The sequence below is a fragment of the uncultured Methanobrevibacter sp. genome (assembly GCF_902764455.1).
Taxonomy (GTDB): domain Archaea; phylum Methanobacteriota; class Methanobacteria; order Methanobacteriales; family Methanobacteriaceae; genus Methanocatella.
Map to the genome: position 1 here is coordinate 85,513 of NZ_CACWVY010000014.1, position 23,172 is coordinate 108,684.

Annotated in this window: 23 protein-coding genes; all 23 read right to left on the reverse strand. The window is 33.0% G+C overall.

The window, feature by feature from the left end:
* Complete coding sequence (locus QZU75_RS05450) at positions 1 to 729, reverse strand: peptidoglycan-binding protein (RefSeq protein WP_296882114.1); 729 nt, start codon at positions 727 to 729, stop codon at positions 1 to 3.
* 20 nt (positions 730 to 749) lie between these two features.
* A complete protein-coding gene (locus QZU75_RS05455; protein ID WP_296882115.1) occupies positions 750 to 4,709 on the reverse strand; it encodes a hypothetical protein in 3,960 nt (1,319 codons plus the stop codon).
* A gap of 213 nt (positions 4,710 to 4,922) precedes the next feature.
* Positions 4,923 to 5,654: a hypothetical protein gene (locus QZU75_RS05460; RefSeq protein WP_296882117.1), complete on the reverse strand. Its 732-nt coding sequence runs from the start codon at positions 5,652 to 5,654 to the stop codon at positions 4,923 to 4,925.
* Between the two features lie 131 nt (positions 5,655 to 5,785).
* Positions 5,786 to 6,196 carry a hypothetical protein gene (locus QZU75_RS05465; protein WP_296882119.1) on the reverse strand — a complete coding sequence of 137 codons (411 nt, stop codon included), beginning with the start codon at positions 6,194 to 6,196 and terminating at the stop codon, positions 5,786 to 5,788.
* Positions 6,197 to 6,202: 6 nt separating this feature from the next.
* Entirely contained in the window at positions 6,203 to 7,372 is a 1,170-nt protein-coding gene (locus tag QZU75_RS05470; RefSeq protein ID WP_296882121.1) for a hypothetical protein, read from the reverse strand.
* Positions 7,373 to 7,376: 4 nt separating this feature from the next.
* Entirely contained in the window at positions 7,377 to 7,634 is a 258-nt protein-coding gene (locus QZU75_RS05475; protein ID WP_296882123.1) for a hypothetical protein, read from the reverse strand.
* Positions 7,631 to 8,239, reverse strand: a complete 609-nt coding sequence (locus QZU75_RS05480; protein WP_296882124.1) for a hypothetical protein — start codon at positions 8,237 to 8,239, stop codon at positions 7,631 to 7,633. Before QZU75_RS05480 ends, QZU75_RS05475 begins: the two co-directional genes overlap by 4 nt.
* A gap of 46 nt (positions 8,240 to 8,285) precedes the next feature.
* Positions 8,286 to 8,708, reverse strand: a complete 423-nt coding sequence (locus QZU75_RS05485; protein WP_296882126.1) for an HK97-gp10 family putative phage morphogenesis protein — start codon at positions 8,706 to 8,708, stop codon at positions 8,286 to 8,288.
* Between the two features lie 4 nt (positions 8,709 to 8,712).
* Positions 8,713 to 9,051, reverse strand: coding sequence for a hypothetical protein (locus tag QZU75_RS05490; protein WP_296882127.1), 339 nt, complete (start codon positions 9,049 to 9,051; stop codon positions 8,713 to 8,715).
* Positions 9,052 to 9,057: 6 nt separating this feature from the next.
* Complete coding sequence (locus QZU75_RS05495) at positions 9,058 to 9,630, reverse strand: hypothetical protein (RefSeq protein WP_296882128.1); 573 nt, start codon at positions 9,628 to 9,630, stop codon at positions 9,058 to 9,060.
* Between the two features lie 74 nt (positions 9,631 to 9,704).
* Positions 9,705 to 9,851, reverse strand: a complete 147-nt coding sequence (locus QZU75_RS05500) for a hypothetical protein (RefSeq protein ID WP_296882129.1) — start codon at positions 9,849 to 9,851, stop codon at positions 9,705 to 9,707.
* 28 nt (positions 9,852 to 9,879) lie between these two features.
* On the reverse strand, positions 9,880 to 10,992 hold the full coding sequence (locus tag QZU75_RS05505) for a hypothetical protein (RefSeq protein ID WP_296882131.1): 1,113 nt from the start codon (positions 10,990 to 10,992) through the stop codon (positions 9,880 to 9,882).
* Positions 10,993 to 11,095: 103 nt separating this feature from the next.
* The gene (locus QZU75_RS05510) at positions 11,096 to 12,259 is read right to left on the reverse strand and encodes a hypothetical protein (protein ID WP_296882132.1); all 1,164 of its coding nucleotides are present in this window, start codon (positions 12,257 to 12,259) and stop codon (positions 11,096 to 11,098) included.
* Positions 12,260 to 13,341: 1,082 nt separating this feature from the next.
* Entirely contained in the window at positions 13,342 to 13,620 is a 279-nt protein-coding gene (locus tag QZU75_RS05515; RefSeq protein WP_296882133.1) for a hypothetical protein, read from the reverse strand.
* A 61-nt stretch (positions 13,621 to 13,681) separates the two neighbouring features.
* Positions 13,682 to 16,897: a phage minor head protein gene (locus QZU75_RS05520; protein WP_296882134.1), complete on the reverse strand. Its 3,216-nt coding sequence runs from the start codon at positions 16,895 to 16,897 to the stop codon at positions 13,682 to 13,684.
* Positions 16,894 to 18,225 carry a phage portal protein gene (locus QZU75_RS05525; protein WP_296882136.1) on the reverse strand — a complete coding sequence of 444 codons (1,332 nt, stop codon included), beginning with the start codon at positions 18,223 to 18,225 and terminating at the stop codon, positions 16,894 to 16,896. Before QZU75_RS05525 ends, QZU75_RS05520 begins: the two co-directional genes overlap by 4 nt.
* Before the next feature lie 14 nt (positions 18,226 to 18,239).
* Complete coding sequence (locus tag QZU75_RS05530) at positions 18,240 to 19,553, reverse strand: PBSX family phage terminase large subunit (protein WP_296882137.1); 1,314 nt, start codon at positions 19,551 to 19,553, stop codon at positions 18,240 to 18,242.
* Positions 19,540 to 19,947, reverse strand: a complete 408-nt coding sequence (locus QZU75_RS05535; protein ID WP_296882138.1) for a hypothetical protein — start codon at positions 19,945 to 19,947, stop codon at positions 19,540 to 19,542. The genes QZU75_RS05530 and QZU75_RS05535 overlap by 14 nt, the downstream gene beginning before the upstream one ends.
* 56 nt (positions 19,948 to 20,003) lie before the next feature.
* Complete coding sequence (locus QZU75_RS05540) at positions 20,004 to 20,987, reverse strand: DNA cytosine methyltransferase (RefSeq protein WP_296882139.1); 984 nt, start codon at positions 20,985 to 20,987, stop codon at positions 20,004 to 20,006.
* Positions 20,956 to 21,579 (reverse strand): ParB N-terminal domain-containing protein, encoded by a 624-nt coding sequence (locus QZU75_RS05545; RefSeq protein ID WP_296882140.1) that lies wholly within the window; start codon positions 21,577 to 21,579, stop codon positions 20,956 to 20,958. The genes QZU75_RS05540 and QZU75_RS05545 overlap by 32 nt, the downstream gene beginning before the upstream one ends.
* 109 nt (positions 21,580 to 21,688) lie before the next feature.
* Positions 21,689 to 22,126 carry a hypothetical protein gene (locus QZU75_RS05550; protein WP_296882141.1) on the reverse strand — a complete coding sequence of 146 codons (438 nt, stop codon included), beginning with the start codon at positions 22,124 to 22,126 and terminating at the stop codon, positions 21,689 to 21,691.
* A 75-nt stretch (positions 22,127 to 22,201) separates the two neighbouring features.
* On the reverse strand, positions 22,202 to 22,531 hold the full coding sequence (locus QZU75_RS05555) for a hypothetical protein (RefSeq protein ID WP_296882142.1): 330 nt from the start codon (positions 22,529 to 22,531) through the stop codon (positions 22,202 to 22,204).
* Positions 22,532 to 22,869: 338 nt separating this feature from the next.
* Positions 22,870 to 23,073: a hypothetical protein gene (locus QZU75_RS05560; protein ID WP_296882143.1), complete on the reverse strand. Its 204-nt coding sequence runs from the start codon at positions 23,071 to 23,073 to the stop codon at positions 22,870 to 22,872.
* Between the last annotated feature and the right edge of the window lie 99 nt (positions 23,074 to 23,172).

Genomic DNA, 23,172 nt, shown 5'->3' on the forward strand with positions numbered 1-23,172 from the left:
TTATTCTTTAACAAGATATTTTTTTGTAGATTTACCGAAAACACCATCAACAATAAGTTTACCTTTTGTTGAACGTTGGAAACTTTTAACCGCATTAACAGTACGTGTATCATAAACTCCAGTTTTGTGTTTCTTATCTAAGAACCCTAAATTAATTAGTTTTTGTTGTAATAATTTCACACAATTGTTCTTTTGTCCTTTACGGAATGGAACTTTACATTTGTTTAAAGATTTATTCAACTTAGCTTCTTCTTTACTAACTGTTTTAGTAGTTTTCTTTGTAGCATTAATCTTTTTAATATTCGGAACAACCAGTGGAGTTTCACCAGGAATATTAGATTTTTTCTCAGGAACTTCTGTAATATCAACATCATAATCGGTATGATACTTTGAACCTTCTTGAATACTTTTACTAAAAGTCACCACTGCTTTGAAAATTCCACCCATAGCAGGAGAAATCACTTCAACAGGTTTGCTTTGCAATTCCCTAAGTATTTTATCATGAGCATCTGGCCGTCCAGTAGCAGAATATAATGTTGTACTGAAACTGAATTTTCTTTGAATATATTTTCCTCTCCGAGTTACCAAAGTACCATTTAATAAAGGTTTAAACTCATAATCTCTCCGATTAAATGGTTCAGAACCATTAATATTCTCCGCATAAAAAGGGTAACCCCCGATTTTAATATTTTCTGAAACTCCAGTAACAATATCATCATACATTCCCATATTATACCACCTTTCCCTTTTTAGATATCAACATCAATATTAGTAATATGATTCATTCCTTCAAATGCAGTAATCATCAATCTTTGAGCATCTTTCACAGTATGATTACGTGCATCAATTCTAACAGCTCCTTCTTGAACAATAATAGTCACAGGACGATTGTCTTGTTTTTCCGGAGCATTACTAATTGTTGTTTTCAAAGCACCAATATGTTCAGCAGTTAACTGACCACCATTACTAAACATACCCATATCCATATCCAAGCTTGGATTTCCAAATCCACCAACAATACCCTTGGCAACTTCATAACTTGCACGAGCCAAAGGTTCGTAAGCTGCTTGAATAAATTGCTTTGTGTATAACATTTCTTGTTTCATAGTACGAGCAATATCCCCTGGAGAACCTACATTAATTCCAGATTTAAATGCTTCCACAACTTCTTTAGCACCACCTTCAGCAGCTGATTTAGCAGCAGCAATACCATTATCTACAGCTGCTTTCACATGGTCCATTTCTGCACTCATAACACTTGCTAATTGTAAAGTAGATTTCATACCAGTTGTAGTTGCTCTACCTAACATTGCTCCACCGGCTAATGCTTGACTTCCTGCACTATTAATCGCAGATGAAACACTTGTTTGAACAGCACCTGGTAAAGGTGCTAAACCAGATTGCACACCAGTGATAATTTGAGTACCAATACTCATTGAAGCTTCAGTAAAACCAGACGCAGCAGCTAATGTGGTTTTCAAGTTTTCCAAAGTTGTCTGAATAGCCCCTAGCATTGTATCTGCTGTTGCACCATCAAATGTAACTTCATTTAATCTAGCTAATTCAGTAGCAGCAGTTTGAACATTATTAACCGCCGTAGTAATGATACTTGAATCAAATTCACCAATACCACTATCACCAATTGTTGTTAAAGTGGTGGAAACTTCACTAACTTTTTGCAAAGCAGCTCCTACCTGTGTTATTTTTTCTGTTATACCTTCATCAATTTCTGATAAAGCAGATAATTCTGCGAGTTTTTGTGATGCAGTGATTAAATCAGTTTTAATCTTTTCTAATCCACCAGCAACATCATAACCACCAAATAATCCTTCAACCCAATTATCAAAACCAGAACCAACCATTTCTTTAATGGTATTGACAGTATCATTAACAGTTGTTAATGTACTTCCAACTTTCTGTATTTTACCGGAAATATCTTCAGGAATTTCACTAATGCCTTCAAATTGTGCTAATGCTTGACTAGCTTGTATGATATCATCTTTAACATTCATTAATGCTGTTTGAATGTCCACTCCTTCACCGAACAGACCATTCATTAAACTACCGAATATATCATCCCAGTTTTGACCATCACGAATACTGCGTAATGCACCCATAGCATCTCCAACACTAGCAAGACTGTTACATACATTTTGAATATTCTGCGCAACACCCTCATCTAATGCAGTAATGCCTGAGAATTCATTTAACTTTTCAGAAGCTTTTATAATATCATTTTTAGCTTGTTCCAAACCATCAGTAACACTACTAAAACCTAATAGGTTAGCAACAAAATTACTGAAACCAGTTACAATATTATTCCAAGTCAATGAACCCATAGCTTCAGCAACACTACCTAAAGTTTCACTAATAGTTTTGATTTTAGTAGCTACACTTGGATCAATAGCAACACTATTGAATTGAGATAACTTTTGACCTGCTTGTTTCAAAGCATTCACAGCAATATCTAATGGTCCGAGTATACCCATGAAACCTCCGGTTATTACTGCCAGTCCAGTCATTATGCTTGTGAATGACATTGCAGCCATGGCAACACCAACCCAAGCCAAAGCAGTAGCAACTTGTTGAATACCTTTAGTTGCTCCTTTTAAATCAACATTATCAAAGTTTAGTGCTTGCATGAAATCTGCTAACAGTCTTAAGAATACCATTGCTTCTGCTGCAATTAATGCCACAATAGGAATCATCACTATAATAACGGCAGATAAAGCTAATAGTGGAACAATCATTGAAGTGAATGCTGCACTTAAACTTGTTGCACCGGCAGCCGCTGCAGTTCCACCTGCTGCACCTGCTTCCATTGCAGGACCTGCTGCAGTTGCTGCTTCACCTGCAGCAGCAGCTGCACTCATACCATCTGCAATATCATCTACACCAGATAATGTTTTTCCAATATCCGATGCGTCATCAACAACATCTGCAATTTCTTCCCCACCTTTGAAAAAGTTTTTAATTCCACCTAATAAATCAGAGACATTTCCTTTAACTCCTTTGTCTTTTCTCATTTTTAATTTGCCAAGAAAACCAGATTGAGTATAATCCATTCCCCATTGAATTTCATCTTGAACATCTTTTAATTCATCAAGACCAGTTAATACTTTAGAAGCTTCTTGTCTAGATGAAGATGTTTCTTCTGCTAATTCACGGAATACACCGATTCCACCTTTGTCTTTGAATCCTAATTTTGATGATACTTTTTCTGCATTGGACATTGCAGTTTCTTGACCATCAAAAATGTTCTGATAATATTTCCAAAGAGAATTACTTTCATCTTCAACTTTGGATAATGAGGATTTGTTAGATTTAATTCCATTCCATAAATCTCTTCCAACGATGTTATCCATTTCATCGGTGACATCTTGGATTTGTTTTTGGAATTGTTTTCTCATTCCACTACCAAAAATACCAGAATCAATGTTGGCTTGAGCTGCATCTTTTTTACCCATTAATTCAAATATTTTAGCTTCGGCATCGTAAGCGGTGTCAATTTCTTTTTGTATTTGTTTTGATGATTTGACACTTTTACTAGCTTCTTTAATTGCTTCTTCACTATAATTATTTTTGGATTTGAGATTTGCAAGCATGTCTGCAGTGGACATTGCACCAAGTCCACCTTCAACTGCTTTCTCAGCTTTACCTGCTTTTTTACCGGCTTGTGCTCCAGCACCTACTGCTCCACCAAGTCCAGCAGCACCTGCACCCATATCACTAATATTACTGATTGTGTTGATTGCGTCTCCAGCAGCTTCAGCAGCATCAGTAGTACCTTTAATTTTTTTCGTTAACCATTCAAATCCATCTCCAATATCTCTAAGACCATTTGCAGTAGTAGAGATATTCCAGAATCCTTGGTTCAGAGTATCAATACCTCCACCAAGAACAAGCATTGATGCAGTAAGATTTCCACCTAATTCATTATCTAAATCAATGAAACCACGTTTAACATCCTTAATAATTGGTAAGAATTCATTACCAATTTTTTTACCCGCACGACTAAAAGCCTTACCAATCAAAGCATCCAAACCAGTATTAGTTTCCATTAACTCTTCAGTTGAACCAGTTACCTTTTGAACAGCTTTCATGAAACCTTCAACATCTTTTTCATCACCATTCCAATAACCAGTACGTTCCAATGCATCTTGAGTAATACCATACTGATCTAATGCTGCGAATGCTCCTTTAATACCTTTGCTTAAATCCATCATAGATTGTTGAGCAAGATCAGTACTACCAGTTTGTGCTAATACTGCTGCACCAAAATTAGCCATTTCATCTGTGATGTTAGTCATTTCTTTATCAGTAGCACCAGTAGCAGATTTAAAAGCTTTTAAAGCAGGAATTAATTCTTGCATACTGGTTAAACTTGAATCTGTAGTTTTATCAACTTTCTCATAAAACTTATCATAATTTTTCGCAGTATCATCAAGCATGTTTTTGAGAAGAACAGCATTAGTTTCAGCTTTACTAGTAGTGCCGAAAATATTGTCTAATGCAGATTTACCAGTCAGAGATTGCATTACATTATCAGATACCTGCCCAATATTCATTAATCCCATGTTTACTTTTGACATTGCAGCGGAGATATTGGATGCCATCGATTGAGCATTTTTATCAACATTAGCAAACATTTGAGATGCATTGTCACGTCCTTCCAATGTGAGCATTATCTCTTCAGCAGTATTAACCATTCTTATCTTCTCCTCATACGTTTAGATTTAGATTTAGCTTTTTGAGCTTCTTTTTTCATTTGTTTAATTCTTTTCTGCTCTGCTTTGATTTCTTCACCATATTTTCGCATTAACATAATAATATCCCAATCGCGATTATAAAAACCACGAATAACTTCAGAAATGGGAATGCACAAATGTTTGCTAACACGAAAATAAACTTCACCAACAAAACTATCTAACATCTGGAAATAAATCAACTTCAAATCCTTCATCGATACGGACAATCTCTTTACATTTATTATAGATTAAAGCACGAACTCCAATGTCTAATTTAGTCCAGAATTTTCTACGTTGTGTTTTATTCAAATCTTCATCACCAACCAATTCAACATGGTCGATTAAAAAAGTAGTGATAACATCATTATTTTTATCAACATCTCCCAATTTTTCAACAATCTTGTCCTGAATGGATTGTTGCATTTTTTCTTCCTCTTGAGATAACGGCACACCATTTGTTGCTTTACTATAAACCATTTTTTCAGATTTACTTAAATCACGGAACACTCTTGTTTGAGCGTCCAATAAATCCATGTATTCATTATCAGATAATGGTTTTAAACGGAATTCTAAACGGTAAACTTGCCCACTGAGTTTAACATGCATATCAAACCGGTAACGGTTTGGATCATCTAAAATATTTAACAATTCTGTAGAAGAATTAATAACTTTAATATTCGCTTCAATATTTTCCTCTAATTCTACACTATCATATTTGTGGAAATATTGGCGATATTTATCCAATAACTCTTGTAATTGGCTTAATTCTTCTTGTGTGAATTCCTCTCCATTTATACATTTTTCTGCTAATATTTTTTCATCTTCTTCAAGGTATCCTAAAGGCAATCTTTTGCATTCTTCAGGAAATACATTTTGAAGAGCATATTGGTCTTTTGCATCTATCATCCTTTTGCATCCTCCTTTAAAAATAATAATAAAATGATAATCATGAAAAATAAAATTTTAAAAATATTAAATTAAAAATTAAATTAAATTAAAAAAAAATAAAAAAGAAGACTTTAAAAAAAATCTTCTTTTTATAATCTAGGTCTTTCAACACCTAAAGCATTTCCACTACAATCAATAGTTGGTCCATCATCACCATGACTCATAGTCAATTCAGTGATTTTACAATAAGTTAAAGTTAATCTATGATTGTATTTTCCACCTTTACCGAAATTATAATATTGGATTGGGAATAATTTACCAGATAATTTATATTCTAAAAGTAAATCATAATATTCTGGTTCAACACCAGATAAACCCCATTCAATAGTATCTTTTTTACTTGATCTACGTGTACCTTGTTCAGAATTAGTGACATATTTAATATCCCCACCTTCTTCAGAAAGGTCAACATTATTTTCATTAGATAAGATAGTAGTTCCATCTAATCTCATTTCGGCTAAGTCATAAGTATTATTAGCTGGGTCAACAGTTATTGCCATATTTATCTAACTCCTAACAGTTGTTACAGGTGCTTCAATATACATAGTGAAGCGGATTAATTCAGTTGAATTTACAGGAACAGCTACACCTTCAACATCTAAATCGAAAGGATTTGATTCAGATTCTTTAACATCAATATAGGTTCCTTCCATCATGTAGCCAGCTTCTTTTTTCTCAGAAACAAGAGTATCAATATCTGCTTGCAAATAAGAAAGATTAACTTCAGTTTCATTTCTTTTGAGTTGAGGATATAATACTTCAAAAGCATCTCTAATAAGTTGGTCTACATTTCTTCTTGCATGCAACAAACAATCGTTTGGTCGATTATCTGGGTTTTTTGCAAAAGCAGATGAAACTGCAAGACAGATTTTTGGATGAACACTTTTTCCAGGTTTTTCATCACGATTGAAAATGATTCCTGCATTTTGAATTTCATCTTCTTCATCGTCAGTTCTTTCAGTGAAAGTTCCTGCAGATACAGAACGGTATTCTTCGTATCCTGGTTCTTCACTGAAGTGAGTTGTGAATATTCTTGCACAGGTAATACCAAATTCATCGAATGGTCCAATTAATCCAACTCTTGGGTCTTGAACATAATTAGTTTGGTCTGAATCATTTAATTCTGCTAATTCATCCATATCCATTCCATCAACAGAGTAATATAAGATTCTTGGATTTCCTTTTTTGGCATCTTCTTTAATTTTAGCAAGACCTGATTGAATTATAGGGATGATTTTTGCAGCAGTATCAGCTTTTTTAAAACCGACTAATACTTCAGCTTGTGCATCTCTTTTGATTTTTGCAGTTGCAAATGCAGCAGTCCATGCAGCATTATCTAATGTAGGTGTTTGACCAGAAGTTTTACCAGTACCAAGGTCAATAACATATACATAAGGTACTGTAAGGTCATCAGATTCTTTTTTAATGTTTTCTTCAAAGAATCCTTTTAAAAATTTAAGAACTGGATTTGTATCAGGGTCAGTACCAATACCTCCATTTGCAATACTTTTTGCAGCTGCAGTATAATTTTTAAATTTTAAAACATCACTTGCTGGAGTGGAGTTTCCAGTAATACCTATGATAACTGGTATTTCCGCACCATCTCCGTTAGGTGTCGGATTAGACTCAGTTTCAAAGTATTTAATCTTTGGAGTTTCAGTTAAATCAATTGACATATATTTATTCTCCTAAAAAGTTTTTAACAATTTTATCAAGCTCATCCATAGTAATGGATGGAGCAATATCTTCAATACCATATTCAGACTCTTCTTGTCTGTATTGGTCTAATAAACCTGCACTAGACAAAGCACCAATGATAATGTAATTTTTAGTAGGGTGTTTTTGGACTGCTTCGTAAAGAATTAATTTTTCTTTATCCGCAGCATTTTTTGCAGGAGTCGAAGTTTCAGATTTTTTATCAGATTTTTTTACAGTCATAATAAATCCTCATTAAAATTAATATCATCAAATAATCTTCCACCAATCGGATAAAACTTGTAATACTGCATATTTAACTTAAAAATAGTTCTAAGAACTGGTTCAGATTCATCACGTTCATCCAAATCAGTCATGCTGTTTACATAGAATGTCCGTTGTGAAATATTGAAAGTTTCAAAAAAAGAAGTGAAATTTTCTAGATTTGGGCATTGTCCTTTGTTTGCCCGACCAGTATCTGAAGTTAAAACTTCACATTCACTATCAAGTTTACTACACCAGTCATCATTAAAATTAGAACAAGTAGTGTAATGACTAGCTTCTAATTGATTAAATCGTAATTCAATCGCATCAATAAGACTAGTTCTTTCTTCTTCAGTATTACACCAGATATTAACCCAGACATCAGCATTGTATAATCTTCGTAAATGTTGGACATGATCCAGTTCAACATAATGTTTACGAATATATGATTCATCTGCTACCTGTACCGATACACATGGCGTATTGTCTGAAGCAATATATCGACTTCCTGTGAAGATATACTTGTTATGTATTGGTAGATGATTGCGTAGTAAAGTGATAAATGCTTTTTCAAGGATATGCATTCATTTCACCCTTTTACTACTTTATTTAAAAAAAATAAATTATTTTTTAATCAAAAATGCCCATAGCAGCTAATTCTTCTAGAACATACTCTTTCACTTTAGGAGCAATCTTATTAACAGTTCGAGTCAGAAATGGATTAGCAGGCATTTTACTAGTCCCATAATTAACAAAAGGCCAATATAAAACACCTCTGCTCCTTGCATTACTCCTTAATTCGTATGAGCATTTTTGTTTTTTCGTTTTGTGAATACTTCTTTGCAAATTACCTGTTGGTTTGTACTGTGGAACAGACCTTGACATACTGTGTCCCGGTCTTGGCACTTCTCTTTTGATAATGTTTTCAGCATCAGACATAGAATGTTCCAATCCTTTATCTAATGCATCTTCAAAACCATTACCATTTTTCAAACCAAGCTTTTTATAATAGTTATCACTAAAATCAACTTTTAATGTTAATCCATTAGCCATTCTTTTATCCTCTGCTATTATTCCGTAATTTCTGCAAAAGTATTGTTTTATGAGGTAATAATCCATGATTCCAATTTTCTGGTGTTCCAATTATCTCATAATCAACACCATTGACTTTAACTAAATCAGTATCATAGATTTCAGTATTTTCATCTAATATTAACCTATAAGTATCGGTTAATATTTTTCCAAATTCTTTTAAACTTGATGAAGGGTTTAATGGTGAAAAATTACCTTTAACTGTTTCACGAAGAATATAATCACCTTTGGGTCCATGATAATCATAATCATCTTCACCATGGCCGTATAATTCGATTTCTTCGTTTGGGAAAAAGACCGGCATAAAGTATCACCCTAACCATCTTACACGACATGAACTGTAACTGGATTTCAAATTATCAATTCTTGCATAAATCCTGTTACCAAGACTGTTACTGGTATCGTAACTTATTGATTGGTCGGATTCATGAATACTTGATATGTCTCCAGTTTTATTATCCAATGCAGTGAATCCATATAATACCATATCTGAGATTAAAGGATTGATTTTAGATTGAATAGCTTCATCAGATAGTTTATGAATATATTCAATAACCAACATGCCATTGTGGTAATTATTAAGATAAAAGACACCACTATCTTCATCCAATACATAATCATCATCAGTTAATTCAATTCCATCAATTTTAAAAGAAGTAACTTCACTTATAGGATACCAATCTGATTCAAATAAATCACCAGTGAATTTTCTTATGATCTGTTTTTTGTTTACAGGGTTAACTGGTAAACCAGTCAGAGCAATAATTTCACTTGTTTTCAAATCAATTAAAGATTGTAATTTGTTTTCATCTTCTAAATCAGAATCAGATACCCCTTGTAATTCTAAATTAGTTTTTAATTGTTCAGGAGTAATTAAACTCATGTTATAATCCCTCCCTTTGAAAAATATTAAAAAAAAATAATAATAAAAAAGAATTTAATTAAATATTATGGGATTTATTCACCGTCATCAGTGTTTTCAGAAGAAGTGGAATTTGAACTTCCACCATCTTCATTGATTTTAGCCATAATATAATTAAATCTAGCTCTTTTATCAGTTTTACATTTATCTGGTAAATCTAACCAGTAATCTACATCAGTCATAAATATCAACTTCCATTAAGCAGAATATTTAAGAGTTAGATTTTGCATTTTTAGTGAAAGGCACAATAAGGGTGTCTTCATCTCTGTGGATTTTAGCATCTGCTTTAGCAAGAATAGCTACGATGTAACCGATTTCACGGATATCCCATTGACTGTACATTTCAATATCTCTCATCATACCAAATGCAATGTTAGAAGGTTCACCAATGAAAGCGTATCTCATATCAGTAACATTAGAACCATTTGCTTTATATTCACCATTAGTGAATTTCATGGTATCGAAACCATTTCTAGTTTCACGAAGAGTGTTATCTTGAACAACTTCCATTCCCATAATCATTGGGATTTTACCATCTTTCAATATAGCATCACCGTAATCAGTTTCACGAGTTGCGATGTCTCTTACTGCTCTGGTGTACATGATAGGTGGAACAACGATGTTAGCATTTTTCATATTACCATCTTGTTCAACATACATTTCAGCAGCATCTAATAATCCCCCAACAACATCATTAGAGTATACAAGGTTAGCAAGACCATTAGCATCAGTAGTATTATCCTTTTTGATGTCAATAGCTTGAGCAATTAAACCTTTAGTCATACCAAAACCAGATGCTTCTCCTTGAACTGGAGTTGCATTAGGGTCACTGTAAATACCCCATCTTTCCATTGCAGGACCAGTTTTAGTACCTAATAAGCTCATTAAAGTGGACATGAAACCATCGTTTTCAATGTTCTCATCAATGAAGTTTTTAGTAACTACAGTCATAGCTTGTAAAGCTTGTGCAGTTAACTGTTTACGAGTCCTTTTAATAGGAATTTCATTATCAGTTAATTTGAGACTGTTACCAGTAGTGGTGTCTCTTTGAGCTTCAAAGTCTAAGTCAGCATCTAAGTCATCTAAGTCATGTTGTGCTGAAGTCATTTTAATCATTCTGGATTGATCTAATAATACAGGGTCTTCATCAAGTTTGGTGAAGAAATCATCGAAAGTTGGTTCTGCCCAACCAGGACTTAATTTACCATTAGCATCAAACATTGCATCAGCGGATTTTTCATCCATTTTCTTTCCTACTACAGGAGTAAAGCTCATATTTACAGGTTGTTGAGCTAAAATTAATTCTTTAATATTCATAGCCATATTAATCACGTTTCCTAAAAAAGTTTAATTAAAAAAAATAAAATTGTGGTCTTAATAAAAAAAAAAATAAAATTTTTACACAAAAGATTTTAAAAATAAAATATTATACGAATTTAAGGTTTCTTCCGTAACCATCACGTTTAACAGATTTTTCTTCCATTACTGGAGGTTCAGATTGTGATTGTTGGAATTTACCGAATTTTGAAGTATTAGATTTTTCATTTAATTGTTTTACAATTTCATCATGAATTTTTTCATCTAATGATTTTTCTTCAATTTCTTCTTCATCTTTTTCTTCGTCTTCAGGTTTGCCGGTTGTTGGTTCACTCATACCAGGTTCAGATTTTTCAACTTCAACTTCAACTTCCTCTTCTTCAGTAGAGACAGGGTCAGTTTCGGTTTCGATTACTTCAGATTCTTCAACCGGTTCTTCCTCTTCATCCAAGTCTTTTTCATTTAATTCTTGACTTGCTTTGAACTCTGAAATAATGCGATTACCTACTTCTTCAGCTGCTTTGTTTGCTGCAGAGTTTGCTAATGGTTCCAGTTTTGGTTCTATAACTTCAACTATTCTACCCTCAAACTCATTATAAGATTCATTAATCAAATCTTTCACTTGAGCTAATTGAGCCTCAGATAAACCAGCATCATCGTTAATACCTTTGTCTTCTACTGGTTCTTCCGGAAGTTTGTCTTCAATTTTATCATTGTCTTTCTTTTCCATTGTTTCAACCTCGTTATTTATCGCATGATAACATGCACCAGTCAAACAGTTGCTGGCTATCAAATTTTGGCTTTTATACTCAACAGTACCGTAAGTATCCCAGTTCATTGGGATGTAAGTTAAGGTAATGTCTTTCAAATCATAATCAACAATTAGTAAGCCTTCAGGTGTTCTTTGTTTCTTTGGGAATCCTGATATACTGAAACCAAAGTTCATTCCAATGTCTAGACGTTCTTTGATTCCTGGAGCATATTCTGATAGGATTGTTCCTTTGATCCAAAGTTGGTTATCTTTTACCCATGCTTCGATAACTGCTCCTATTCCACCTTCGTAGCGCCGGTTGTGGTCACGATATATGTTGATTCCAACGGCTTGTTTTGCTAATGATTCTAAAACTTCTGGTGATACTATTTCATTAGCATAATCTTTGTTGGTGGTGGATGCAACACCTACTATTGTTAATGTTCCATCGTCGTTCATGTCGTAGGATTTTGCTTCAATGGGTAATCCGTAGACACGATATTCTTTTACAGCGGTTGTCATTTTGTATCACAAAAAAAATGTTTTTTTAAAGGTTTGTTCTTTTCACTAGCTTAAAAGTGAAGTTATATGAAGTTTAATAGTTCTTAGCATAGCTAGACGGTGTTTTAAATTTCATATAAAAAAGAACATTCTGATTAAATTAAAATAATTTTTGAAAGGAGGTGAAAAAAGGATTAACATGAAGAATTTTATATTGTATTTTAAAAGAGAGATTAAATATAGAAAAAAATACTGGATTCTTAAATTGTTAATCCTTTTTTTTTAACTGTATATTTTTTATGCAGATTTATACAGATGCTATGAAAAAACTTAAAGGGAGAAAAGTTGTTAAAGTCTTAAAATTTTATAAAAAAGCCCTTTTTTTTATGTTTCAAAAAAATATTAAATTATAAAATTAGTTTTGAGAGGATTCTCCCTTTTTTTTGTTTTTCATTTGGTTTTGTCGCAAAAGATACTTAGAAAGCAAAGTCGCAGTTTTTTTTGTAGCAATTACATGTGGGGGGAAAATATGAGGACAGTTTTATGACGTAACGTTTTATCCCCTGTATGTTTGGTCAAAAACAAAGAGAGTGAGGAACTCTATTTTTTTTGGTGACATAAAATAATGTCGTTTGATGTAGAAATTGCGTACTTCTGAATAGTTTAGCCACGTATTCAGGTGGAGTCTTAAAGTAGCGAAATGACTGTGATATTGTTTCATTAAAAGACCATGAACTTTATTATTTGTCATGGTCTTTTAATGGAGGAATATATGTTATGAATATTATGCGGGTTTTTTGGTTTTATGGGAGAAACCACGGAAAACTCCAGTTTTTAACAATTTCGGAGATTGTTAAATGGTTTATTTGACAGAAGATTTGTACACACTATTTTTTTTGTGATGATATTGAAGGTTTGAACTTCGGTTTTTATCATCATGTTTTATTTTGTTGTTGGGTTGGTACTATTGTAACAAATGAATGTAAAGTATTTTTTATGATTATTGTTGGTCTATTAAAAAAGGCCACGAACACAAAAAAATGTGTTGTGACCTCAAAATAGCTAATGCAAGAAAATAAACATGATCTAAAAATAGAAATAAGTTAAGTTACCGAAACAATCCCTCCAAGGTCATTATAACAAACCACATGAGCAGGACTCTCACGGTCAGGAAAAGTACTATACACCAACATACAATTATAATTAGTTTCAGATAATTCCACACGATGATTACTATCTTCAAAGACATAATAAGTATGTCCGAATTCATCATCTTTCATAGTAGAATAAGATTTAAAATTTCCTTCAATTTCCAATTCCATTACTTCATCAGAAATCTTCAAGAATAAATCAAACTGATTTAATAAATCTCTAATCTTCAAAATAACACCTCAATTAATTATTATATATGTTAAACATCATACTTAACCTTTTTTAAACCATTTAACTCTTATAAGTAAACATTGAAGGTTTAATTGATTTTATTTTCTTAACTGCATAATCCAAAGTAGGTTTATGATACTTGCTCCAATCATCAAACTTAACACTATTATGACGGTAATCTTCCATAACTGCATCAGTCAAATCATCAGTTAAACTAATTGCAGCCATACTACCAGTTTCAGCCCAATGTTCAGGAGCATTGCTAACAGTACCGTACCAAGATGCACCTTCCTGAGGATAATTATTTTTTCCTTGATAATCATACTCATCTTTCTGAACATCTTTCCAAGATTTATCACCAGATACACCATGACCATAACCAGCTTTCAAATACTGATTTAATTTTATAATTTCCTCACGAGACAAACCAGTAGTAGTACCTTTAACCATTAAATCACGAGGTTCACCTTTTATTAAACTATAATCAAAAAGATGGCTCATTTCATGATACAAAGTTTGCCTAGCAGTACCCCTATTCTCATGATTAACACTTAAAGGAAGATAAGGCATCATAATACTATTAACACCTTTCAAATAGTATTTATTATTCTTAATTTCATAACTACGATACCAAGTAGCATTTCCTAACTCATTAGGTTGGAATGACCTATTAGCATAACGGTCTTTACCAGTGAAATTAATCTGACCAGTAGCAAACTTATAAACTTCTGGTGCTTCTTTAACAATACGGATTAACTCTTTCTGGTCATACTTACATTGTCCAGAATTAGTAGTATCAATTAAATTTTTAGCTTTACGCCTATTAGGTCCAACAAAGGTACTGTCAAAAACTATCTCCATTTTATGATTAAATTTTTCACCAGTACTTGGATCAACATAAGTCATATGGTCAATGAATTTCTGACTAACAATTTTACCTTTAGCATTAAGTTCAGGCACATACTCCAAGTCATAAAATACAGCTATTTCTTCAGGAGTTTTAAGATTATCATAAGTTAATTTAGATTTATCAATATGAGTAGTATCCACAGTTTCTTTAGTATTAGGTTTAGATGATTTACGAGTAACTGTTTTAATATCTTCTCTTTGAGCACGGCGAACAATGAATCCTTTATCTTCCCAAGATTTACTACTAAAAGCTTTAAGAAGATTATCTCCTTCAAATTTCATTTGTGCTTCACGTAAAGCAGATACATCATCACGAGATAATTTACCTTCTCTCACTAAATCCATAACTCTACTTCGAGCATCTCTTGATGCATTTCTGCAGATAGTATCAATTTCTTTTTGACTAGTAGCTAATGAGGACAAACCAAAGTTTTCATTGGAATGAATATACCATATTTCTTTGTTAGATACAAATAGAAAATCTTGATTTGCACTTGCACGACTTAATTTAAAATCAGTAGATGATGGGATACCATCTTCTCCTTTACCCATACTTGTTATTCTTACAACATTAGGAGAATCTTTACTTGTGAATTGGCAGATATATTCACGACCTTTTGTTTCACGAGGGTATAATTCACCAGTTGATGTATCATATTCACGGCCGTAACGAGTTTTATTTTTAACTCTTTTCTTAGACCATTTAAGAATTTCATCAAAAGATTCACTGCTAATTGGTAAGTCTTTTCTTAATTCAGAAACTTTTTCATCAAAATTAATCTTTGAAATTTGAGGTTTATCTTCAGGTTTTGGAGCATCAGTTGGGGTGCTCACTTTAGGAGTTTTTGGTTTAGAATTCAATGCTTGTTTTTTAAGTTCTTCTATCCTTTCTTTACCATTTTGAAGAATCTCTTTTTGACGGTCAACATCACTTTTAGTAAACCCATGACTTAATGGGTCATTAGCTAACCATTTATTAATTCTTTCAATACGTTTGACAATGTCATCGTATTCTTTTAACTCAGTTTCATTTAAACCATCTTCTAATTGTCCACGAGTAACAGTAATTGGTTCTTGTGGAGTAGTAGGTTTATTTGTTGGTTTTTCAACTGGAGTTTGTGGTTTTGGTTCTTCGGATGTTGGTTTTTCTTTTTTAGGTTTTTCTTCAACTGGTTTTTTAGGTTCGTTAGGTTTAGGTTTTTTAACTGGAATGTTAGCTTCTCCACCTAAAGCTTTTTTCTTCAACTCTAAAAACTTCTTCTCCAAAAATGCTAAACGTTTCTGATGCTTAGCAATCTCTTCAGCAGGAGCATTAGGATTGTTCTGTAACCATTCCTTTTGCTTTGGAATATTACGCTTACAATTCTCATATTTCTCCCTTTCCTGAGGCCTTAAATTTTTCATTAACTGTTCCTTTGTAGGTTCAGGTAACTCATATTCCTGTCTCCTAATATCCGCACCAATTGGAGTTAAATTAATAATTGGCGGATTAGATGGAGCATCAGTCTTAGTTTCCCAAACAGTTAAATAAGTACATCTACATACAGGATGGAATGGTGGGAATTTACCACCTTTAATTAATGTAACAATATCATGAACCTTTTCTCTTTCAAGTAATTCTGGAGAGTAAACTCTTGGTTCATCTTTATTGAATTTGAAAGCATATTCAAGACAAGTAGTGCAAACATCCTTGTCTTCAGCAGTTAATATTTTGACTTGAGTATAACCCTCATTAACATAAGACTGCAACATACCAGTATTCTGCATACGTGATGTTTCAGTCTTAGCAATCATTGTAGCACGTTGACGTGCTGTGAATGGTGAACCATCTAATTTAGTTACACCTGCTTTAGTTAATATCCTTGATAAACTATAAGGATTTTCACCAGAGATAATTCCTTGTAATATTTTATTCTTAACTGTATTCTGCAAATCACTAGTTAAATTTCGGATTAAATCATAATTATAATCTTTAGCTAAACGGATAGCTTGAATATCCGCATCAGTATAATTTAATGTTTCCTTGATTTGAGAGTAACCTTTTCGTTTACCCTCATCATATATAGCATCGAGTAAATCATCAACTTTCTCATAATGGCCGTCGAATATTGTATCCCATGAATCTTCTAATGCATCGAATATTTCTTTCTGCAATTCTACTTGTTCAAAGAAGTATTCTTTCGCTTCATCTGATTGTAACCATGCGATTGACTCACCAATCTGACTATCCAACAAATCATCGATTAATTGATAGTATCTTTTAGTTTTATCATCACTAATACTTTTACTATCAAATAATCCCCATAACTCTAATTCATCAATTAATAATTGACTAGTGAGAGATTGTGAGTCATTTACAGTTATCATGGATATTCGTTCCTTAATCGTTCCATTAATAAGGCTTTTTGTAAGTTTTTATTTTCTAATTTTAAACTTTTCTGTTCAATATCAAATAATTGGTTAACTCCTGCTTGACCGTATCCTAATGGTTCATTACCCCAATCAACAGGGTCCCAACCATAACCTTTACGGACTTCATTAACAGTACAGATACCATCACGAACTTGAGTGGATTCAATGTTAGCACGTTTCAATTCATCTTCAATATCCATTTCATTGAATTGGAAAACTTCCTGAAAACCATTACGACCCAATGTCTTGTTGAATGCTGCTTCATAAAATTTAGCTTTTGCATTCATAACGTTTTTGAATTGTTCTTTTTGAGCTTCCCCATTTCCGCTTCCAAGGTTTGCGGTTTCAATGATTCCAATCATTGCCGGTGGCACACGATACAAGCTAACAATCATATCACGACACATATTCATCGTATTAACATAATCCATATCCTTATTAGTAAGATTAGCTGATTGATATGTTGCACCTTTAACTGCTAACATACCACCTTGTTTTTGAGCTTGAATCATAGCTTGCAAACGGAGCAGTTCACGATTGAACATATCATCATCCATTGTTTCAGGGAATGATAATACTGCAGTTGGATCAATACCTTCATGCTCCATAATCTTTTGATTATAATCTAATCCAAGCCACATCATAATCAATGGTTTTTGGATTTTCTCTAATTTACTGACACCGAATTTACTATCAGTTAATTCTAATTCCGGTTCGTAGATATGGATTAATTCATCCGGCTCATAACGAATATTTGGTTTGTTACGAAACCCATACTGGGCAGTATCATCAAACCATCTTAACAGACTGGCCGGTACATATTGTAATCCAGTTATGATGCTGTAATTGTTATCATTATAGCTGAAGTCATCATAGTTAACTTCAATGAATGTGTCTCCTATTAATTCTTGACTGTTAACTATTTGTTTCAGGAATATTGGGAAAGTCATTGCAGATTCATTGCTTTCCGGTTGATTGAATAAATTGGTTAAGTATCTTACATTTTGAATATTTACTGTGAATTCATCTGGATTGTTTATTTTAAATCCATTAATCAAAAATGTATCACTGATTGCATTTACACAACTGTAGACATATGGATTGTCTGTTGCTTCTTTAAAGAAACCATAATGTCCAGCTGTTTTATTTACAATGTTAAACATGAAACTATATTGTTGTATGTACTGTTGATATAAACTATCCAAGTAAGGTTTACGAAGTACAGGATTTACTTTTTCATGTTTAAACATTGATTTAATGTTCATACGAAAATTATCAAACATAATTTATGGTCTCCTTAAAAGTAGATTACACCTAATGGTGTTGCGTTGGTTGTTATATTTGCAGGACCGTATAATCCGCCTCTCCACATGTCGGGGCAGTGGTCGTTGAGTTTTAATGGCCTGTCTTCTCCTCTTTGTTGAGCTTTCTTATCCCAACTATAAGTTTGAACTTGACTTATGCTATTTACACAGTCTTGATGTATTAAGAATCTCCTATTAGCTATGAGGTCTTGTGTTTTTTTAATATCCTCATAGGTATCTGGAGCATAAGTTTTAATTTTTAATTTAACACGATTGTCTTTTTGACAAGCAGTTTTTAAGCTTGCTGCATCATGAGGTAGATAGATTGTGCTGTTGTTGTCCAGGTGGTATTTGTCCTGTAACATTACAATGTCATCTACACGTTCGGAGTCTGATTGTGCTACACCGATATCTTCTTTGTCATAGTAGGTTTCCTCTAATAAATAGTAGGTGTTACCATGAGCGATATCACGATGTATGCCCATTACTCCAAAAGTTGTAACGGTACTTACTCCGTAGTCGCAGCATATGTTGATTTCATGAATTTGTTGATCTGCAGGAAAATCATGATTTAAGTAATTCCATGTAAAGACATTTTCTTTAGTGTCGAACATGTCATAGATTGCTCCTTCGGCAATAACCCATTCACCAAGAATATTCCTTTTATAGAATACTTCAGATTTCTGATTAACACGTTTCAATTCTTCTACATATTCTGGTGGTAAGTTTGGGTTGTCATCTAATAGGAACTTCCATGTTTTGACTGTTCCTGATTTTAATAATTCATGGTCGTTAATGTAATTAGTGAAAAGATAATGGTAAGGACTATCTGGATTGGTATTCCAGAACATTTTAGCTCCAATATCACTGCAACGTGATATGGCCATCTCCACGGCAGATTGTGGGCATCTTGCTATCTCATCTGCTAACCATCCCCCGACAGACATACCTGCGATGACATCAACGGCTTTCTCATCATTGAATCCCATGCAATAACAGGTTTTACCATCAATGATTAATTCACCATCATATTGATGAAACTCATGAGGAATATCCTCAGTATTCATCATTGCCATTAATGGATTAATAACATTCCTTTTCAAAGATGATGATGTCTTACCACTTATTAGGAATTCATCAGAATTAGATTCAGCAAGAAAAGTTAACCATCTTGCATTACATGTAATTGTCTTACCGGACCTCACTGATCCATGAGCAACATTAATCCAAGCATCACTATTCTCAAGAAAATTTATAGCAGTTCTTCCAAATTCACCATATTCAAAATATTGTTTAGTCTGCTTCATCTTCTCGCCTATGCTTCTCTTTACTCATGGCTATAGCATCTGCAAGACCAGATAAACCTTTATGATTAACATCAGCTTCAATTTTATCTCGTTTACCATACATGTTAGGATACCTTCTTTCAAGCATCCATGCTGCAGCTTGCCAATGTTCCATACTAGCAGAGACAATAACTTGTTCAAAGTTGAATAATGCTTTTTCCTTTGCAGTTTCAACACATTCTTTGAACTTAACAAATTTAGTTCTTGTCTTTGCTTCATCTGCTTTGCGCATCCAATTATAATAAGTAGGTTCAGTTATTCCAACATGCCCGCAAGCTCCTAATATGCTTGCTCCATTTTCTAAAGCTTTACAAAACTCTGCTTGCAGCTGTGGAGTTAATTTAGTCTTTGCCATAAGGAATAACCCTCCTTTTTTTATATACTAAAAAATACTAATAAATTAAAAAAAAATTATGAAATTTTATCCAACACATTCACCTTGATATGCTCTGCAATAGCACGCATTAAGTTTGGTGGTACACTATTACCTATCCTTTCTTTAACTTGATTTTCACTACCAATCCATTTGAAATCATTATCCTCATAAGTGAAACTTTGAAGTATGCTTAGTTCACTTACATCTAATTCTCTGTCTTCTTTATAATGGACGAGTTGAGGTTTTCGTGTGATTGTTGGACATGGTTTATTCGGCAATAATCTGTATATGTCCCTTGTCTTTGTTGGGAAGTTTGGAACATCACCGGACTTTTGTCCTGGTCGTAAGTAAATACTATATTTTGTGATGCTTGAGTTGTTAGGTTTAATTTTACCTTCTAAATGTCCAATACTCTTTTTACATGGTATTGGTTGGGTTTTTGGTTTTGGGTGACTTGCAGGTATCTTTAAGTCTTTTCTTACACCTATGAATATCATCCTTTGCCGACTTGTTGGGCAGTTGTAGTATTGTGCGTTCATTAGTTTTGCACGAACATCATATCCACTATTTTTTAGTTCACGTAGGATGTCTTTGAAGATGATCTTCATGTTACCTTTGACCATTCCGGAGACATTTTCCATTACGAATGTCTTTGGATATAATCCTCTTAGTAGTCTGATGTATTCATGGTATAATTGATTTTTGAAGTCACAAAAGTCTCTTTGTCCAGCTGTACTGAATCCTTGACATGGTGGTGACCCGTCGAATAGGTCTAGTTCACCAGGAGTTAATCCTGTTATGTCGAAGATTTTTTCAACACTTAATTTGTGGATATCACCGTAATAGATTGGTGTGTTTGGGAAGTTTTTTTGATATGTTGCTACTGCATGTGTGTCCATTTCGACTGCGAGTAGGACTTCATATCCTGCTAGTTTGTATCCATAGCTGCTTCCACCACATCCACTAAATGTTGAGATTACTTTAGGTTTATTGTGAATATTCCTCTTTTGGGAGTTCATATCCACACCTTGGACAAGTTATTGTTTCAATATTATCTGCGATGGATTCATCGTATTCTGGTTCATCTTCAGGGATTATCATTGATGTGTCAAGTTGAATGTCTTCTTCAACAATAGTTGCGTCTTCATTTAGTTCTTTTAATCCTGTGAAACCAGTTATTTCATCGTTGTTGAATCCTGTTAAACCCATGTTGTTGAATCCGGAGTCTTTTAATTCTGTGAAGATGGCTTGTAATTTATTTTCATCCCATTCTCCACTTACACGATTCAATACTAGGTTTAATGCTTTTTTCATATCTTCTGATTCTAATGATTTATCATTGTCTGGGAATACCCATCCGAAACTTTCATTTAATCGTAAGAGGTTTAGTTCTTTGAAGATATTGTTATCTAATAGGTATTGGTCGAATAGGACGTCAAATCTTTGATGTCCTCCAATGATTTCATTATCAGATAAAGCTATTAATATTGGTTCAACTATTCCAAAGTTATCAATACTATTTTTTAACTTCTGTTTTTCTTCAGGAGTTATTTTTCGTGGATTGTATTCGGCTGGTACTAGGTCTGTTATTTTTATTTTTTCGATTTTCATTCTTTGATGTCCTCCAAAAATAATTTAACAATTTATACCAAACCCTTTATAAAATTCATTAAATCATGATTTAATGAGCATTAATAAAAATAAAATATATAATAAAAATTTAAATTTTTAATAAATGGAATAATATTCCTACTATGAAGCTTATTGCGATTGGTATTCCTACTGTCATGGTGTTTCTGAAGCTTCGTTGACTTGCTACGAAGTCTGTTAATTGTTCTTTTGTATCTGTTAATTGAGTTTTAGTTTCATCTAATTCATCGGTTAGATTATCTATTTTTTTCTCCAGGTCATTGAACTTTTGATTGTTAACTTCATTGTTTGCATCTCTTTGTTCTTGACCTGCTTTTAATAGTACTGTCACTTCCGTTACCTTTTCAACTAATTCAATTTGTTGTTTACGGTCATATTGTAGTTCTTTGTTGATGTCATGGATGTCTTCTTTTTTATTATCCATTCTTGCTTTGAGTTCTGCAACATCTCTTTCAAGGTTACTGATTCTTTCTTCATAGTAGCATGATTCTTGTTTTGCAGGACTCATTAGTCATCACCCTTTTGTATTTCTTCATAGTTACTTGCAGGGTCAATATCTATGATTTCATCTTCATCAAAACAATTAGCAGCCATTTTCGTCACCAACTATCACATCATCATCAGTTAGTTCATCTTCTTTGATAGTTGGATCAACATCAACATCATCATCATCAGTTGTGATGATTTCATTTTTATAATCTTCAATTGCTTTTTGTTCAGCTACAACAACCCTATGGTCTTCGGTTTTTTGTGCTAGAATCCATGAAGCAACAGTAACTAATACTGGGATTATCCATACGTATTCTGCGGGTATGATTTTTGTTAATCCATCTTTTCCAAGGCTTACTATGATTGTAGCAAGAAATGCTACAGCAGTTGCTATTTTCGATTTGTATTTAAAAGATTCCACCATAATATCTTGACTCCTTAAATTTTTTTTTGAATTATAAAATAAGAATGTTGTGGGGCAGATTTGAACTGCCTAAAATCCACATTAAACACCAGAATAGTTAAATCATTGAATTGACAATTTTACTTGAAATTAAGAAAATAGTTGGTGTTGTGTTCTCCACAACATTTATAAGAAAATGGGGAATTTTGGAGTAAAAAGAACTGTAATATAATTTTTTTTGGTAATTTAAAATTGTACGAAAAAGCAAAATAGGTTTTTTTTAATTTTGTATATGAATATTTTTTTTTACTCTGAAAAACTCCCAATTTTCTTTTTTGAGGTAAATAATATGATAAGTGTTAGATAATTAATAATCCGTAAGGTAAATCTAATTTAAGTCCGGCTGCATAGTCGTAACTAGCACGGGTGATTAAACCACAGGTTTCACAGTATTCATAGCTTCGGTTTTCACTACGGACTATTGTTAATGTCTTGCATTCCGGACATTTGTCTGTGTTTTCTATTTCTTCAACTTCATCATCAACTAGTTCTTCATTACACATGGATTATCATTAAAAATTATAAAAAAAAGTTTTTTTAATACCTTCTCTATTAGTATATTAATATCTAGCGGAAACATTCCATATATATTAAAAAAAATA